General features: G+C 57.4%; 16 protein-coding genes. 9 read left to right on the top strand and 7 right to left on the bottom strand.

The genetic code is table 11. From position 1 onward, the window contains the following. Nucleotides 1-42 precede the first annotated feature (42 nt). Together ACONT6_RS13210 and ACONT6_RS13215 are read left to right on the top strand one after the other, a co-directional pair. Nucleotides 43-762, top strand: a complete 720-nt coding sequence (locus ACONT6_RS13210; RefSeq protein WP_428818935.1) for a tetratricopeptide repeat protein — start codon at nucleotides 43-45, stop codon at nucleotides 760-762. Between the two features lie 645 nt (nucleotides 763-1,407). Further along, entirely contained in the window at nucleotides 1,408-1,830 is a 423-nt protein-coding gene (locus tag ACONT6_RS13215) for a 3D domain-containing protein (protein WP_428818936.1), read from the top strand. Between the two features lie 114 nt (nucleotides 1,831-1,944). Here the strand turns inward: ACONT6_RS13215 and ACONT6_RS13220 are convergent, their stop codons facing one another. Continuing rightward, nucleotides 1,945-2,625, bottom strand: a complete 681-nt coding sequence (locus tag ACONT6_RS13220) for a hypothetical protein (RefSeq protein WP_428818937.1) — start codon at nucleotides 2,623-2,625, stop codon at nucleotides 1,945-1,947. 310 nt (nucleotides 2,626-2,935) lie between these two features. Further along, nucleotides 2,936-3,202 (bottom strand): hypothetical protein, encoded by a 267-nt coding sequence (locus ACONT6_RS13225; protein WP_181252346.1) that lies wholly within the window; start codon nucleotides 3,200-3,202, stop codon nucleotides 2,936-2,938. A gap of 207 nt (nucleotides 3,203-3,409) precedes the next feature. On the opposite strand from ACONT6_RS13225, the gene ACONT6_RS13230 reads away from it, so the two are divergent. Next, nucleotides 3,410-4,408, top strand: coding sequence for a rhodanese-related sulfurtransferase (locus ACONT6_RS13230; RefSeq protein ID WP_428818938.1), 999 nt, complete (start codon nucleotides 3,410-3,412; stop codon nucleotides 4,406-4,408). Nucleotides 4,409-4,461: 53 nt separating this feature from the next. Here ACONT6_RS13230 and ACONT6_RS13235 read toward each other — a convergent pair whose 3' ends face one another. From ACONT6_RS13235 to apbC, 3 genes are all read right to left on the bottom strand, one after another. Beyond that, nucleotides 4,462-4,845, bottom strand: coding sequence for a hypothetical protein (locus ACONT6_RS13235; RefSeq protein ID WP_428818939.1), 384 nt, complete (start codon nucleotides 4,843-4,845; stop codon nucleotides 4,462-4,464). Between the two features lie 486 nt (nucleotides 4,846-5,331). Next, on the bottom strand, nucleotides 5,332-5,724 hold the full coding sequence (locus ACONT6_RS13240) for a hypothetical protein (protein WP_428818940.1): 393 nt from the start codon (nucleotides 5,722-5,724) through the stop codon (nucleotides 5,332-5,334). A 184-nt stretch (nucleotides 5,725-5,908) separates the two neighbouring features. Further along, nucleotides 5,909-7,078 carry an iron-sulfur cluster carrier protein ApbC gene (gene apbC, locus ACONT6_RS13245; protein ID WP_428818941.1) on the bottom strand — a complete coding sequence of 390 codons (1,170 nt, stop codon included), beginning with the start codon at nucleotides 7,076-7,078 and terminating at the stop codon, nucleotides 5,909-5,911. A 225-nt stretch (nucleotides 7,079-7,303) separates the two neighbouring features. Between apbC and metG the strand changes: the two genes are divergently transcribed. The 5 genes from metG (at nucleotide 7,304) to ACONT6_RS13270 (ending at nucleotide 11,762) form a co-directional block, all read left to right on the top strand. Then, nucleotides 7,304-9,343: a methionine--tRNA ligase gene (metG, locus tag ACONT6_RS13250; RefSeq protein WP_428818942.1), complete on the top strand. Its 2,040-nt coding sequence runs from the start codon at nucleotides 7,304-7,306 to the stop codon at nucleotides 9,341-9,343. A gap of 247 nt (nucleotides 9,344-9,590) precedes the next feature. After that, nucleotides 9,591-10,523 carry a D-2-hydroxyacid dehydrogenase gene (locus ACONT6_RS13255; RefSeq protein WP_428818943.1) on the top strand — a complete coding sequence of 311 codons (933 nt, stop codon included), beginning with the start codon at nucleotides 9,591-9,593 and terminating at the stop codon, nucleotides 10,521-10,523. 116 nt (nucleotides 10,524-10,639) lie between these two features. Continuing rightward, entirely contained in the window at nucleotides 10,640-10,930 is a 291-nt protein-coding gene (locus ACONT6_RS13260; protein WP_078084456.1) for a DUF883 family protein, read from the top strand. Between the two features lie 81 nt (nucleotides 10,931-11,011). After that, nucleotides 11,012-11,551, top strand: a complete 540-nt coding sequence (locus ACONT6_RS13265) for a hypothetical protein (protein WP_428818944.1) — start codon at nucleotides 11,012-11,014, stop codon at nucleotides 11,549-11,551. A 22-nt stretch (nucleotides 11,552-11,573) separates the two neighbouring features. Beyond that, nucleotides 11,574-11,762 carry a hypothetical protein gene (locus ACONT6_RS13270; protein ID WP_428818945.1) on the top strand — a complete coding sequence of 63 codons (189 nt, stop codon included), beginning with the start codon at nucleotides 11,574-11,576 and terminating at the stop codon, nucleotides 11,760-11,762. Nucleotides 11,763-11,766: 4 nt separating this feature from the next. On the opposite strand, the gene ACONT6_RS13275 is transcribed toward ACONT6_RS13270, so the two are convergent. Both ACONT6_RS13275 and ACONT6_RS13280 read right to left on the bottom strand, forming a co-directional pair. Continuing rightward, nucleotides 11,767-13,122 carry a nitrate- and nitrite sensing domain-containing protein gene (locus ACONT6_RS13275; RefSeq protein WP_428818946.1) on the bottom strand — a complete coding sequence of 452 codons (1,356 nt, stop codon included), beginning with the start codon at nucleotides 13,120-13,122 and terminating at the stop codon, nucleotides 11,767-11,769. A 109-nt stretch (nucleotides 13,123-13,231) separates the two neighbouring features. Continuing rightward, on the bottom strand, nucleotides 13,232-13,552 hold the full coding sequence (locus tag ACONT6_RS13280) for a hypothetical protein (protein ID WP_428818947.1): 321 nt from the start codon (nucleotides 13,550-13,552) through the stop codon (nucleotides 13,232-13,234). 67 nt (nucleotides 13,553-13,619) lie between these two features. On the opposite strand from ACONT6_RS13280, the gene ACONT6_RS13285 reads away from it, so the two are divergent. Further along, the gene (locus tag ACONT6_RS13285) at nucleotides 13,620-14,468 is read left to right on the top strand and encodes a formate/nitrite transporter family protein (RefSeq protein ID WP_428818948.1); all 849 of its coding nucleotides are present in this window, start codon (nucleotides 13,620-13,622) and stop codon (nucleotides 14,466-14,468) included. Nucleotides 14,469-14,477 lie beyond the last annotated feature (9 nt).

Here is a 14,477-nt window from a genome sequence, read left to right on the forward strand (position 1 = left end):
GCCCCTTAATCGGTGCCGGTGGAGTTCCGAGATGGACTGACTATGCTGCCCCCGCGCAAATCGCCGTTTTTCTGGATTTCCGCCACCGCGGTGACACTTTCAGCGCTGCTCGCTTCAGCAGCCATGGCCCAGGCAGAGCCCGCGACCAGCGGTGACGTGACGCCGCTGATCATGGAAGCGGAAGAGTACGCGCTGGAAGGGAACTACGATGATGCCTTGCCCCTGTACGAGCGGGCCATCGCCGGTCTGTCAGCGGAGCCCCACCGCCAGAACCAGCTGCGCTACCGCTACGGCATCATCCTCAACGCCCTGGGCGGGCAGCGCCCGGACCTGTATCCGCTCGCCCGCGGCCAGTTTGAAGCGGTACTCGCCTATATCGAGTCCTCCCCGGGCCTGCCCTTTGAACATTCCGCCGCGCGGGTGCGATCGGCCATCGCCCATACCTACCACCAGCACGCGGCCCTGCAGACCAACCCCAACAAGCGCGCGGCCATGCTGCGCAACGCCTATCAGCTCTACACCAGTGCCATGGATGAACTGCGCCGGGAGGAGGACTGGCAGAACCTGGCCATTACCTCGTTCAATATCGGCCAGGTATGCGAATGGCAGGGCAATCTGGAAGAGGCCATCCAGTGGCTGGAGCAGGCAGTGGCGCTGGACAGACGCCACGGCTTCCCGGACCTGGAAGAAGACCTGGCTTACCTGACCGCATTGCGGGACCTGGTCAATCCCGAGCGTCCGGTGGGCAATACCGCGATCTGAGTCACCAGAGCACGCCACGAATCAGGACTAAAATTCCCCTGTTCCCGCTGATCAGGCTCCTCAGCGGGATAATTTCTCAAGCTGCATATCCTCCCGAAGCGGGATAAAGCCCCTCTCCAGTGACAATTTCTATCGACCTGATAGTTAAACCCTTTCGCAAATAGCGAACATTCATGAAACTGATCCCGGTTACAACGCTGTCATCGATACGCTCCACCCGTTTTGAACGGCTAGTCGCAAATAAATGGAAAAAAATTTTGTTCCAGCGAACGCGAAGTCGACGCCCTGAAATCGTATAAATTTCCACCAGCTCGAGATGGCATCGCTGTCATAGGGAAAACCCGAATGGCAACCCGGTGCCAATAGAAAACGATTTGAACCGCCGCATGCTGTCATACTCCCGTCACATACAGGTACCTGGTTCCAATTCCCTTCCCTTATCGGCCATATAAGACTCAAGCTGAAATCTAAACGAATACTCTGTTGGGGAATTCGCCGGCCTCACCGGAAAGATTGATTCCGATCTGCGGATCTTTAATATGGCCCGTCCTGATCAAAGATTGATCACTTATGACGAAATCAACTTGGAGGCCGAGCAGACAATTCGAGTCTGTGACTGAAGGGCTTTCGGAGGTACTGAACTTTATGCGACAGAGTCTTAAAAAGTATGTGATTGTACTTGCAGCATCACTCTCGGCACTGGCCGGTGGAGACGCCTTTGCCGCGATCAAGGGGACCGACAAGGAAAAGAAGTCGATGACCGTCACCGCGACGGCCTACAACTCCGTTAAAGGCCAGACCGACGACGATCCCTGGACTGCGGCCTGGAATAACCGCCTGCGCCCCGGCGACAAGATCATTGCCGTTTCCCGCGACCTGGAGAAGCATGGTCTGACCAACGGCGCCAAGGTAAGAATTGAAGGCCTGCCCGGCACCTACACCGTGCGCGACCGCATGAACAAGCGCTACACCAACCGTATCGACGTGTGGATGGAAAAGGACATCAAGAAGGCGCGTAAGTGGGGCAAGAAGAAGCTCAAGATCATCTGGCACCACAACGACAAATAATTCGCCAGGACGGCTTATGAAAGTTCACAGGGCTTAGCCAGCACAGCTTTCACACAAAACCCCGCTTTCGCGGGGTTTTGCTGTTTTGGGCGAAGTCAAAACGCATCGCTCACGTCAGGGCTCCGTGGTGGTATTGACGCCAGGCAACTCGCGACAATCTTCATTTTCGATGTAGTAAAGGCTCGGCTGGCGCGCCTGGTTATAGCGATGCTCGATACCCTCGTCGCGAAATACCAGCAGGTATTCTTCTTTGGCCCAGCCTTTTTCGGTGCGGTACTCACTCAGCCACAACAGCGCTGGCGAATCCTCGTGGCAGTTGCCGTAAAACATGCGCGTCTTTTCCACCAGTTTCTTGCTGAGATAATCGCGGTATTTTCCGGGATAGGTAAAGCGCTCGCCAGACAGGTCTATGTCCGTCACGCCGTCCACATCCCCATCCATTTCCGCCTGGGCCCGATCGCGTTTTGCCGCTTCGGTTTCATCGGCATCATTACTCTCGAGACGCGCAAACTCCTCCGGCTCCGGAGGTTCATCCGAGTCCGGCGACTCACGCACGGGCTGACCTTCCCGATCATCAATTTTTTCCAGGAAGATCGCGGTATTTTCATCGCAATCGATACAGGTCCGCCCGGCAATGATTGCGTAGCCTTTCAGCTCGGAAATCAGCTTGGCTTCCGCGAGATCCACTTCGATCACCCGGTCATCGGAGAGCCTGAGCTCAATACCCGACTGCGCCGGCATCGCGGCGGAAAAACACAACAGGGGAATAGCGAGAAGGGGAAGGAAATTTTTCATGCAGAGCAACCACATTTAATACATCTGCAAACAGTGGCGGCCCGGTGACCGCGAGCAGTTGGCACCGCCAGGGCAACATTCCTTGCTGCCCGTTGGCGGCGCCGCGATTGGGTAGTGCTGTTACACTGTCGCGATTCCCTTCTATGTATAACCATAGCAGGCCAGAACAGACCTGCTTTGTGCGGCGCGCTTTATTTGCAATCGCTCTGGTGAATTCTGGTCACGGAGACTAAGCCCAATCAGTGGGCCGCAACCACTAGGGTGCTCTCCATCTAGGGCTAGGGCGCTCTCCACCTAGGGTGCTTCCTAGCTAGGGGGCTTCCCAGCTGCCGCTGGCCTCCGCGGGGCCGATAAATGCCCCTACGCCCTCTTCCTTCAGAGCGTCCAGCGCCTCCTGCAGCGCTTCCTCATCGGTGTCAAAGGCATCTTCCCACACAGTGGTGTTGTTGTTCTCATCCACAATCTCCAGCAACCAGCCGCCCTCGCCATCGCTGTAGATATCGATATTGACGGTGTGATTGCCATCGCTGTAAGCGCGGCACAGGGGAGATTCCTGGGGAGTAATGTCATCGGCCATGGGGAAAACCTCGCTGGCATTCGGGACTTTAGCTGGATGGACGGCGGCGGACCGCGCACGCTTCCGACTATTCATGAACCATCGGTCAGGCACTGACATCCGCTGTCGAAAAAGTGTACGACACCTGCCGGATTTTTCCGTTAAAATGCGCGGCGATTTTTACCCAATGCCCCGGATTTGCGATCCGGCCTGCAAAAGGACATTCCTATGACCAGTTCCACCAATGTTGTGGTGTGTGCGCTGTACAAGTTTGTCAGCCTCGACAACTTCGAATCCCTGCGTGAACCCCTGCTCAAAACCCTGCTCGACAATGAAGTGCGCGGCACCCTGCTGCTGGCTCGCGAGGGTATCAACGGCACCGTGGCTGGCAGCCGCGCCGGCATCGACGCCCTGCTCGCCTTCCTCAAGTCTGACCCGCGTCTAGCGACCCTGGATTACAAGGAATCCTACACCGCCGAGATGCCGTTCCTGCGCAGCAAGGTCAAACTCAAGCGGGAAATCGTCACTATGGGTGTGGAGGGGATAGACCCGCGCCGCACCGTTGGCACCTATGTCAAACCCCAGGACTGGAATGCCCTGATTTCCGATCCGGAAGTCCTGCTGATCGATACCCGCAATGATTACGAGTTCCAGGTGGGCACTTTCGAACACGCGGTCAATCCGAACACCACCACCTTCCGAGAGTTTCCCCAGTACGTCAAAGAACACCTGGACCCGCACAAACACAAGAAAGTGGCGATGTTCTGCACCGGCGGCATCCGCTGTGAAAAATCTACCGCCTACCTGAAAGAACAGGGCTTCGACGAGGTGTATCACCTGCAGGGAGGCATCCTGAAATATCTGGAAGATGTCCCCAAGGAAGAAACGCTTTGGAAAGGCGAGTGCTTTGTGTTTGACGACCGGGTAACCGTCAATCACGACCTGGAGCGCGGTAGCTACGAGCAGTGCAATGCCTGCCGTATGCCAGTAACAGATGAAGAAATGCAGTCAGAGCAGTTTGAGCAGGGAGTCAGCTGCCCGCACTGCTACGACTCGGTGCCGGAGGCGGACAAGGCGCGTTTCCGCGAACGCGAAAAGCAGATTCAGCTGGCCAAAGCGCGCGGCGAGGACCACCTGGGACAGGACGCGAAAGCCACCACCCTCGCCCGCCGCAAACAGAAGCAGGAACTGCGCCGCCAGCAGGCGGAACAGGCGCAGCGTTCCTGATTTTCAGTCTTCCTGTACTAATCCAATCTTCTCCGCGCCGCTGGTGTGCCCACTCAACTGGGCACCTCGGCGGCGCTGGTCAGCCACTTCATGGCCGCCCTTTCCGTAAGAAATGAATGCAACACCAGCCCGCCGTCGCGCGCTTTATTGCGCATCACTGCGGTCGTGTTAAGTTCTGCCCGATTGAGAATCGCCACACGAGCGCCGTTCAGTGCAGGGATTTCCCCGAGATAGGCGCCGTAGCGCTGCTGCTCTTCCAGCGTCATGGACATTGTGGTGACCCGCCGCACATCCGCAAAGACCCGCAATGGCTCCAGGTGACCGTATTTCGCCACCAGCTGGCGCACCGCTTCTACTCGGTTTGCGTATGTGGCCTCTCCATACAACAGTATCCTGACAACGCGTTTCTGGCTGTCATACCGGATCTGAAAACTCATTACTGCAACTACTCCAATCCGTACTTCCCTAAACAGCTCAGCGCCTCAAGAGGCAGCCAAGACGCGCCAAAGATATACCAACCGGACTTACCACAATGGCGCACAAGTCCACAAAACCAACAAAAAAAGGAAATAAAACCAAGACAAGGCCTAAATGAAAGCTCTTTAGGCCAACATTAAAAAAAGAAAAGGAATCGTTTTCCCCAGTCCAGACTCGGGACCCAGCTGGTCAGGCCAAGTACCAAGCATTTATCACACCAATTCTGGCTCAAACGTGCCGCCTACACGCTATTCCTCGGGGCAAAGTGGCGCAAAGTACTTCTTCTGGGGCGCGGCAGACATCGAGGGGACGCGGCTTCGGATGGAAACAGAAAAGGAATGCAGAGAAACGGAGAGAAACGGAGAGAAACAAGAGGAAAAAATAAAACAGAGTTCCAGCACTAATCCACCGCTAAAACGGTTTTCCGTTTTCCCGGTCAGCGCAAACTAGTGTCCTGTTGGCACATCGCTCGTGTCGGTGGAACTCAGCCAGTTCAACGCAGCCTGCTCGGAAACAAACTCCACGATGTGCATGCCTTCCGACTGCGCCGTACTGTTGATCACCACATTGGCGTTGCGATCAGCGGCGTGCAGCACAGCGATCCTCGCGTGGCTTAGTCCGGGCAGGTGCGCCGCGAAAGTACCGAACTGTTGTCGCTCTTCAATGGTCATCACAATATCCGCTCTGCGCACATCCACCAGAAGGGACAGCGGGTGCAAATGACCGTACTTCTCCGCTACCTGGCGGGCGGAAGCGATTTTGTCTGCCAGCACCACACGATCAAAAAAGATCGCACTAACCGTGCGCGTTACCGGATTGAATCGAATCTGAAAGCCCAATGTCTTCTCCTGCTCAGGACTTCCCACAACCAATCGGACAAATGCCCGGAAAATTTGCGGCGGTTTGCATAATCAAGCCGGCGCGGCGGTCAGGCCGCAACGCCAGCCACCACCACAACACGAAGCTCTAGCGCCCTCATATAGACACCATCGTACTAAACAACATTCTGATCACAAAATACCGTTAGCCCTGATCGATCTCTGGTAGCGCACCCTCACTATCCGCATCCAGCCACACCTGTGCGGCGGCCTTGCGTGCGATCTCCCGATACAGCGCGGCCACTTCGCCCTCAGGCTGTGCGGCCACCGTCGGCTTGCCGCTATCGGTCTGCTCGCGGATCGCCATCGCCAGCGGCAACTGTCCCAGCAGGCGGGTATCGTATTCCTCGGCTATGCGATCGCCGCCGCCACTGCCGAATATGGGCTCCTGATGACCGCAATTCGAGCAGGTGTGCAGCGCCATATTCTCGACAATACCCAGTACCGGTACCGACACCTTGTGGAACATTTCCACACCCTTGATCGCATCCACCAGCGCCAGATCCTGGGGCGTGGTCACGATTACCGCACCGGCCAGTGCGACCTTCTGCGACAGGGTCAGCTGAATGTCGCCCGTGCCCGGTGGCATATCGACCACCAGGTAATCCAGCTCGCCATCCTCTGCCCCCTCGCCCCACAGGGTCTGGGTCAGCATCTGGTTCAGGGCACCACTGGCCATGGGGCCGCGCCACACCGCCGGCGTGTCCTCGGTGAGCAGGTAGCCCAGAGACATAGTCTGGAGTCCCTGTGCCGGGATGGGCACAAAGAACTTGCCGCCTTTCACCTCCGGTCGCAGCCCCTCGGTACCCAGCATGGTGGGCAGGCTGGGGCCGTAGATATCGGCGTCCAGCAGCCCAACGCTGGCACCCTCAGCGGCCAGTGCCAGGGCCAGGTTCACCGCGGTGGTGGACTTGCCGACACCGCCCTTGCCCGAGGCCACGGCAATGATGTTTTTCACTGCGCGCAGAGATTCTGGCACCTCACCACTGTCTGTACGTGCGATCTGGAAATACAGATCACTCTGGATTTCGGCCCCGGCGAGGGGGCCCTCGGCGAGCAGTGGCGCACAGGCAGTGCGCACCCGCTGTGCCCACGCCTCCTGCTGGGTGGCGCAGGGGTAGCCGAGCGTCACGCCGGTGTACACGGTGCCCTCGTCAAACCCGACTTCGATATCCGCCTCCAGCTGGTCCAGCGGCTGGCCCGTCGCCGGGTCTTCCAGCGCGCCGATCACCTCTGCGACCCGCTCCAGCTGGGCCTGGACATCGGCGGGAATGTCTTCGTGGTCATGATCGTGGTCGTGATTGTGATCGGTCACAGTGTTTTCCTTACTGACTGGCGATGAGTGGCGGCATTTTGGCGGAACCCCTGCCGCCAGCACAAGGGTAGGTTGCCCCACAGCACAAACGGCAGCGGGTGCCTTGCAGGCCCCATTTCTGCTATATTCCGCGCTCTTTTCCGGCCGCACCGAGCGCCTTGCCGGGCCCCGGGCCGCCGCAAATTCAATTGAAACCGTCCAGTCTCGCAGCCTTTGGAAGCCATGATGTCTCAGACCGACAATCAACCCAGAAACATTCTCGTCACCAGTGCACTGCCGTATGCAAACGGCTCCCTGCACCTGGGTCATATTCTCGAGTACATCCAGACCGATATCTGGGCACGCTTCCAGCGCGCCCAGGGCAACCAGTGCCTGTACATGTGCGCGGACGACGCCCACGGCACCGCGATCATGTTGAAGGCCGAGCAACTGGGCCTGACCCCGGAGCAGCACATCGCCAACATGCAGGCGGAGCACCAGCGCGACTTCAACGACTTCCTCATCGGTGTGGACAACTACCACTCCACCCACTCCGAGGAAAACCGCGAACTGTCTGCGATGATTTACAAGCGCCTGCGGGAAAATGGGCATATTGCCTCGCGCACCATTACCCAGGCCTTCGATCCGGAAAAAGAACTGTTTCTGGCGGATCGCTACATCAAGGGCACCTGCCCGAAGTGCAAGACCGAAGACCAGTACGGTGATAACTGTGAAGCCTGTGGCGCCACCTACAGCCCCACGGAGCTGATCAATCCAGTGTCGGCCATCTCCGGTGCGACCCCAGTCGAGAAGGAGTCCGAACACTTCTTCTTCACCCTGCCGGCATTCACCGATTTCCTCAAGCAGTGGACCCGTTCCGGCACCCTGCAGGATGAAGTCGCCAACAAGCTGTCCGAGTGGCTGGACGAAGGGCTGCAGGAATGGGATATCTCCCGCGATGCGCCCTACTTCGGTTTTGAAATCCCCGATGCCCCGGGCAAGTACTTTTACGTCTGGCTGGACGCACCGATCGGCTATATGGCGAGCCTGAAAAACTACTGCGATGCAAAAGGCCTGGACTGGCAGGAGTACTGGAAAAAAGACAGCGCCGCCGAGGTGTACCACTTTATCGGTAAGGACATCGTCAACTTCCACGCGCTGTTCTGGCCCGCGATGCTGGATTCTGCCGATTTCCGCACCCCCAACAAGGTGTGTGTACACGGTTTCCTGACCGTCAACGGCAAGAAGATGTCCAAGTCACGCGGCACCTTTATCAATGCGCGTAATTACCTGGACCACCTGAACCCGGAATACCTGCGCTATTACTTCGCCGCCAAGCTCACCGCCGGTGTGGATGATCTCGACCTCAACCTGGAAGACTTTATCGCCAAGGTGAACTCGGACCTGGTGGGCAAGGTGGTGAATATCGCCTCGCGCACTGCCAAGTTCGTCAGCAAATCGGGCGGTGCTCTGGCCGATCAGCTGGCAGACGAGGCGCTGTGGAACCAGTTTGTGGAAGCCCACCCGCGCATTACCGAATTCTTCGAGGCCCGCGAATACAGCCGCGCTACCCGCGAGATTATGGCGCTGGCGGATGCGGCCAATGCGTGGATTGCGGATAAGGCTCCCTGGTCTCTGGCCAAGGAGCAAGGCAAGGAAGACGAGGTGCTGGCGATCTGCTCCCAGGGCGTGAACATGTTCCGCGCGCTGATCACCTGGCTGGCACCGGTACTGCCGGAAACCGCCGAGAAGGCGGCGGCATTCCTGGGTACCGCGCTGGACTGGAATACTGCCACCACACCGCTGGCCGGCCACACCATCAACAAGTTCAAGCCGCTGATGCAGCGTATTGAAAAGACGCAGGTAGAAGCCATGCAAGAGGCAGCGAAGGAGTCCCTGGCACAGCTGCAGGCTGAGGCCAAAGCGGCCAGCGGACCACTGGCGGACGATCCCATTGCGGATCAGATCCAGTTCGACGACTTCGCCAAGGTGGATCTGCGTATTGCCCTGATTGCCAATGCCGAACATGTGGAAGGCGCAGGCAAACTGCTGCGATTGACCCTGGATCTCGGTGGTGAGACACGCAATGTATTTGCGGGGATCAAGAGCGCTTACAGCCCGGAAGACCTGATCGGCAAGCACACGGTGATGGTGGCCAACCTGGCGCCGCGCAAGATGCGCTTTGGCGTGAGTGAGGGCATGGTGCTGGCGGCGGGGCCGGGCGGCAAGGATCTGTGGATCCTGGAACCGCACGCGGGTGCGCAGCCTGGCATGCGGGTAATGTGATCTGAATTATGACGGGATGGAAGCGGGCTTTTGAGCCCGCTTTTGCGTTTTTTAGTAACGGTGGGGCGGCCCTCAGGGGCAGTTTTCTGCTCCACAACCTCATCGGCAAATATTCCGCAGAAAGCAGCCCCTGAGGGCCTTAGCGGAGAGCTTGATACTCCACAATTTCACCGCTAAATATTCCGCAGGGTACCGCCCCTGTGTGCCTTAGTGGAGAGTTTGCTTGCGGTAAGAAAGGGTTAATCTGATGCGTGGTGTTTTTCTCGATACGCTGACCATGAAGCTTGAAGAGCTGGATACTTCGGCGTTGGAAAGTATTCTGGATCATTGGGATTATTTTGAAACCACAGCACCCGAAGAAACGGCGGAACGCATCAAGGATGCGGATGTGGTTATCACCAATAAAGTCGTTCTCGACCGCGCACTGATCGACGGCGCCCCTAACCTGAAACTGATCTGTGTCTGCGCCACCGGCACCAACAATATTGACCTGGATGCCGCCGCGGAGAAAAACATTCCGGTCATGAATGTGGCCGGATATACGGGCAGTTCCCTCGCGCAACACACCGTCGCATTGATACTTGCCCTGGCCACCCGCTGGCACCAGTACAGCGACGATGTGGGCAAAGGACGCTGGACGCAGTCGCCCGTTTTCTGCCGGCTGGATTATCCCGTGATGGAACTGGCCGGCAAAAACCTGGGTATTATCGGTTACGGAGACCTCGGGCAGAAGGTGGCCCGCTTGGGCGAAGCGCTGGGAATGCATATCCTGATCGCAGACTCCTTTACCGGTGAGAAAAAAGCCGGGCGGGTACCTATAGAGCGGCTGCTGAGTGAGGCCGACGTAATCAGCCTGCACTGCCCGCTCACCGATGAAACAGATACTCTGGTCGACGAGCAGTTTCTCGGGGCGATGAAAAATTCCGCTTTCCTGGTCAATACCGCGCGCGGCGGCCTGGTGGATGAAGATGCACTGGTGGCAGCGCTGAGAAATGGTGACATAGGGGGCGCAGCGCTGGATGTGCTGAGTGTGGAACCGCCTCCCGCCGATCACCCGCTGCTGGCGGATGACATTCCCAACCTGATCATCACCCCGCACAATGCGTGGATCAGCCGCGAGAGCCGACAGCGCTTGTTAGACGGTGTGGTCAATAATATCCGCGACTGGCGCAATACCTGACAGCTATAAAAAAAACGCCGCTCAGACCAATAACAACCAATCGCGAAATTCTCCTGCGACTTCACCCCGCCCGATCCTAACCTTGGCGCTCACCTTTACTATCGGAGGAGAGCGTCATGGCAACTGCAAAATCCCCAAACAGCGGGACCCATTCCACGCGCGAGAAGCTGAATCAGGCCTACCACCTGGCCGGTGAAGCGGCGCACGACACCGCAGATCATGTAAAAGCCAGAGCGCGGGCGACCGCGGACAACGTGAAGGCACGTACCCAGGAATCCGTAGAGAAAGGCAAGCAGCGCGCACACGATGTGGCAGAGCGGGCGGAGAGCTCCATCAAGGCACATCCTCTGGTCAGTGTGGGCTGTGCATTTGCCGCGGGCTGGCTGATTGCCAAAATACTCAAGTGACCTTTCCAGTAAGCGTATGTAAATCCGCGAACACGTACCGCAGATTGTGGATAATTATTTTCGACCCGAGGGGATTACTGAATGGCCGGTTCTGACAAACCCGGAAAGCGCGCACATGGTCACTTGAATAGTGACGATACAGAAAACCAATTCCAGGAAGAATCCCCACCGGCTGCGGAATCTCGCAGCCGGGATCATTTACCTAACGATGAACCCTCCACCGCCCACAGCGGCTCGGAGATCGACCAGTTGATACAGCGCGCCGAAGCCACCATGACGGTAGCCGCAGCCTGGTCGGAAAATTTTACCCGCCTGGTACAGCTTGAATTTCAGCGCACACTCAGTGCCGGCAAGCGTATTGTGCTGTTTCTCCTGGTGCTGTTTTTCCTCGCCATTGCCCTGCTCGTTAGCCTGTGCGCGGGACTGGGATTACTCGGTTACTATCTCTTCGAATCGGTCTATATCGGCTTCGGAATTTTTGTGCTGTCGCAAATTCTGATTGTTGCCGGGCTGCTACTGTCGATCAACAGCTTGCGCAAATTGCTCGGATTTGAAGAAAGCAAGAAACAGGCAAAGGAGGCACTCGACGATGTCACTGCGCTCTTTAAACAGGCAGATTGAAACCTGTCGCCAGGATATGGAATTGCAGCGACGCAGTGCTCTCAGCCTGCTGCAACAGCAGCGGGCCCAGGCGCTGGTACAGACAAGACGAATTCCCCTACCGGTGGCAATGGGCGTAGCCTTCGCCAGCGGATTCATCCTGCAGCGCTTCTTCAATACGCCTGCACCCCACACCCTCTTCAACTGGTATCTCACCCTGCGGGCATTTTGATGTGTTAGCCGGGGCCACCGCGTGTGGCTCCTTCAGGCCGCGGATTTTTTCCCCTGTAGTCCAGTGACCCGCGCCGGTTACCAATCTCGATGATCTTCGCCGCAACCTCCGCGAGCTTCAGATTCATTTCCATCGCCCGTTGCTGCATGGTGCGATAGGCTTCGTCTTCGTTGAGTCGCAGACTGCGCATCAAGACGCCTTTGGCGCGTTCAACCAGCTTGCGCTCGGTGAGTGCACGGCGGGTTTCTTCAAGCTCCTCGCTGACCCGATGGATATGCGCGACTTGGGACCGAATCAGGTCGTAAAGGGAGTGGGCCAGGTGCTGGCCGTGCAGGGGCGGCACTCCAGCGGTAGACGCCCGCCCATAGAGCCCCGGAACTTCGGGATCAAACAATACCGCGAGAGCCGGCAGCCGGCTCCAGTCGGTGGATTTCAATTTTTGCAGCTGGGCATAGTGGTGTCCCAGCTCCGATTGCGCGTCCGCCACCCGTTTTCGGCTGACCTTCAACAGGCGCGCGGCCATGGCATCTTCCAGCCGGTGCATGGAATCAATCCGCGCGGTGGCGAGCTGGTACCAGACTTCGCTGACCTCCGCAGCAATCGGCTCACCATTCTTCAAGCCGGCAATCACCCTGCGCAACCGGTTCAGGTCGCGGGTCTCATCACTGTCTTCAATGGCCTGCCAGCGCGCCCGTTCGGTGTCGCCGGCAAATTCCAGAAAGATCTCCAGGCTGCGGCGCTGGCAGTCCTGCAAGTGCACCAGGCGCTCGTGCAAACGTTCATCGAAGTGGCTACTGGCAAAACCGATGGCACCCCAGGCGCGCTCCTGACCGGAAAATTCCTTGGCCTGCATAAAGTTGAACAGCGCCACTAACAGACGCGTTACCTCCGGGTCATCTGCCACATCCGCCGCCTCGAATACCACCGACAATAACCCGGCAATCAACCGGCAAAATGCATCGGTGGATTCCAGCGCACTGACCTCAAACGCATCAATATGCCTGCGCAGCTCCGCCAGCTCGTCAAGCCCGTGCAGGGAATAGGCGATGCTGTTCAGCAGACGCATATCCCGGGGGTTATTGCATTTGCCTTCCTGCAGGTACTGGTCGTGCAGCAACTGCCGAAAGGTGTCGGCACTGGCGCTGCAGGCTTGCATCTGCTCTGCACGCAGGGAAGAGAAACGAAAGCCCGCGGAGACCAGGTAGATATTGCTGATACCCCGCTCGCGCTGCAGCTGGTGCACCAGGTCGGAAACCGTAGTCACCAGTTCGCAACTGCCCGTCAGCCGCTCCAGCGCCTGAATCTCTGAACGCTTGGCGGCCAGCAGGAATTTCTCTGCATCTTCACTGTGATTGGGCATGACGGCATATTCCGGCGAAGAATGATGAATATCACTAGTGCAGCAATAAATATTCCAGTGCCGGGGGCATGCTCCAAAAAATTTCATTCCAATTCGCGAGCCCCGATACTCACTGTGCCCGCCGATGGGAATCACGCACCAAAAATGGGCAAAAGCGCGCTGAGCAAGAAATTTCTTGCGCCATTAAATTAGGAATTAGCGCCATATCCGCAATTTCCCGCGAATTCATAGGGCTGGAAAAAGTTGGCACCGAGATTGCTTTTATCTCTGGTGCGGGGATCTTGTGCAGGGGGTAAGCACGACCCCACTGGGCATCGCGCCCGCGACAAACAGAACACACTGGATAAAGGCGTCCATCACTTTCCGGCTTCGGCAGGTCTGTGTGGGCGCCTTTTTTTGTGCCCAGAATTTTCGGTGCGAACACATTCATCCTGTACACGCACCTACGTTCAGCACAGATGGACAACCGGTCCTAAAACTTCAACAAGGTGATAACTATGGCTTATCTCGTTCCCAATGAATTCGTGACCAAAATGGTCGATGCGGGGGAATCCAAAATCTATATGTCCACCCGCGACACCCTCGTGCGCGCTTATATGGCCGGTGCCATTCTCGCCCTGGCGGCAGTTTTCGCAGTTACCGTCGCCGTGCAAACCGGCGTCTTCTTAATCGGGGCAATACTGTTCCCTGTCGGTTTCTGCATGCTTTACCTGATGGGCTTTGACCTGCTTACGGGTGTGTTTGTTCTGACACCACTGGCCTGGCTCGACCGGCGTCCGGGGGTGACCATTCAGGGGATTCTGCGCAACTGGGGCCTGGTTTTCCTGGGCAACTTTGCCGGCGCGTTAACCGTGGCTGTCATCATGGCGTTTGTGTTTACCATGGGCTTCAACACTGAGCCGGGTGCGGTTGGCGCCAAGCTTTCCTCCATTGGTGAAGCCCGTACCCTGGGTTACGCTGAATATGGTGCCGCTGGCTGGTTCACCATTTTCCTGCGCGGCATGCTGTGTAACTGGATGGTATCCATGGGCGTAGTGGGAGCCATGATTTCCACCCACGTGAGCGGTAAGGTTCTGGCCATGTGGATGCCCATCATGCTGTTCTTCTTTATGGCCTTCGAGCATTCCGTGGTGAACATGTTCCTGTTCCCCACCGCGATGTTGATGGGCGGTGAATTTTCCGTACTGGATTACTTTGTCTGGAATGAAATCCCCACCGCACTGGGCAACCTGGTGGGTGGCCTCGCATTCACTGGCCTGACCCTTTACAGCACCCACTACAAAACTGCGCCCAAGCGTCAACTGACCGCCGCAACCGCAAAGCCTGGCAAAGAAGCCATGGCCTGATATCGGTTT

Source organism: Microbulbifer sp. MCCC 1A16149 (assembly GCF_050368945.1).
GTDB lineage: Bacteria > Pseudomonadota > Gammaproteobacteria > Pseudomonadales > Cellvibrionaceae > Microbulbifer.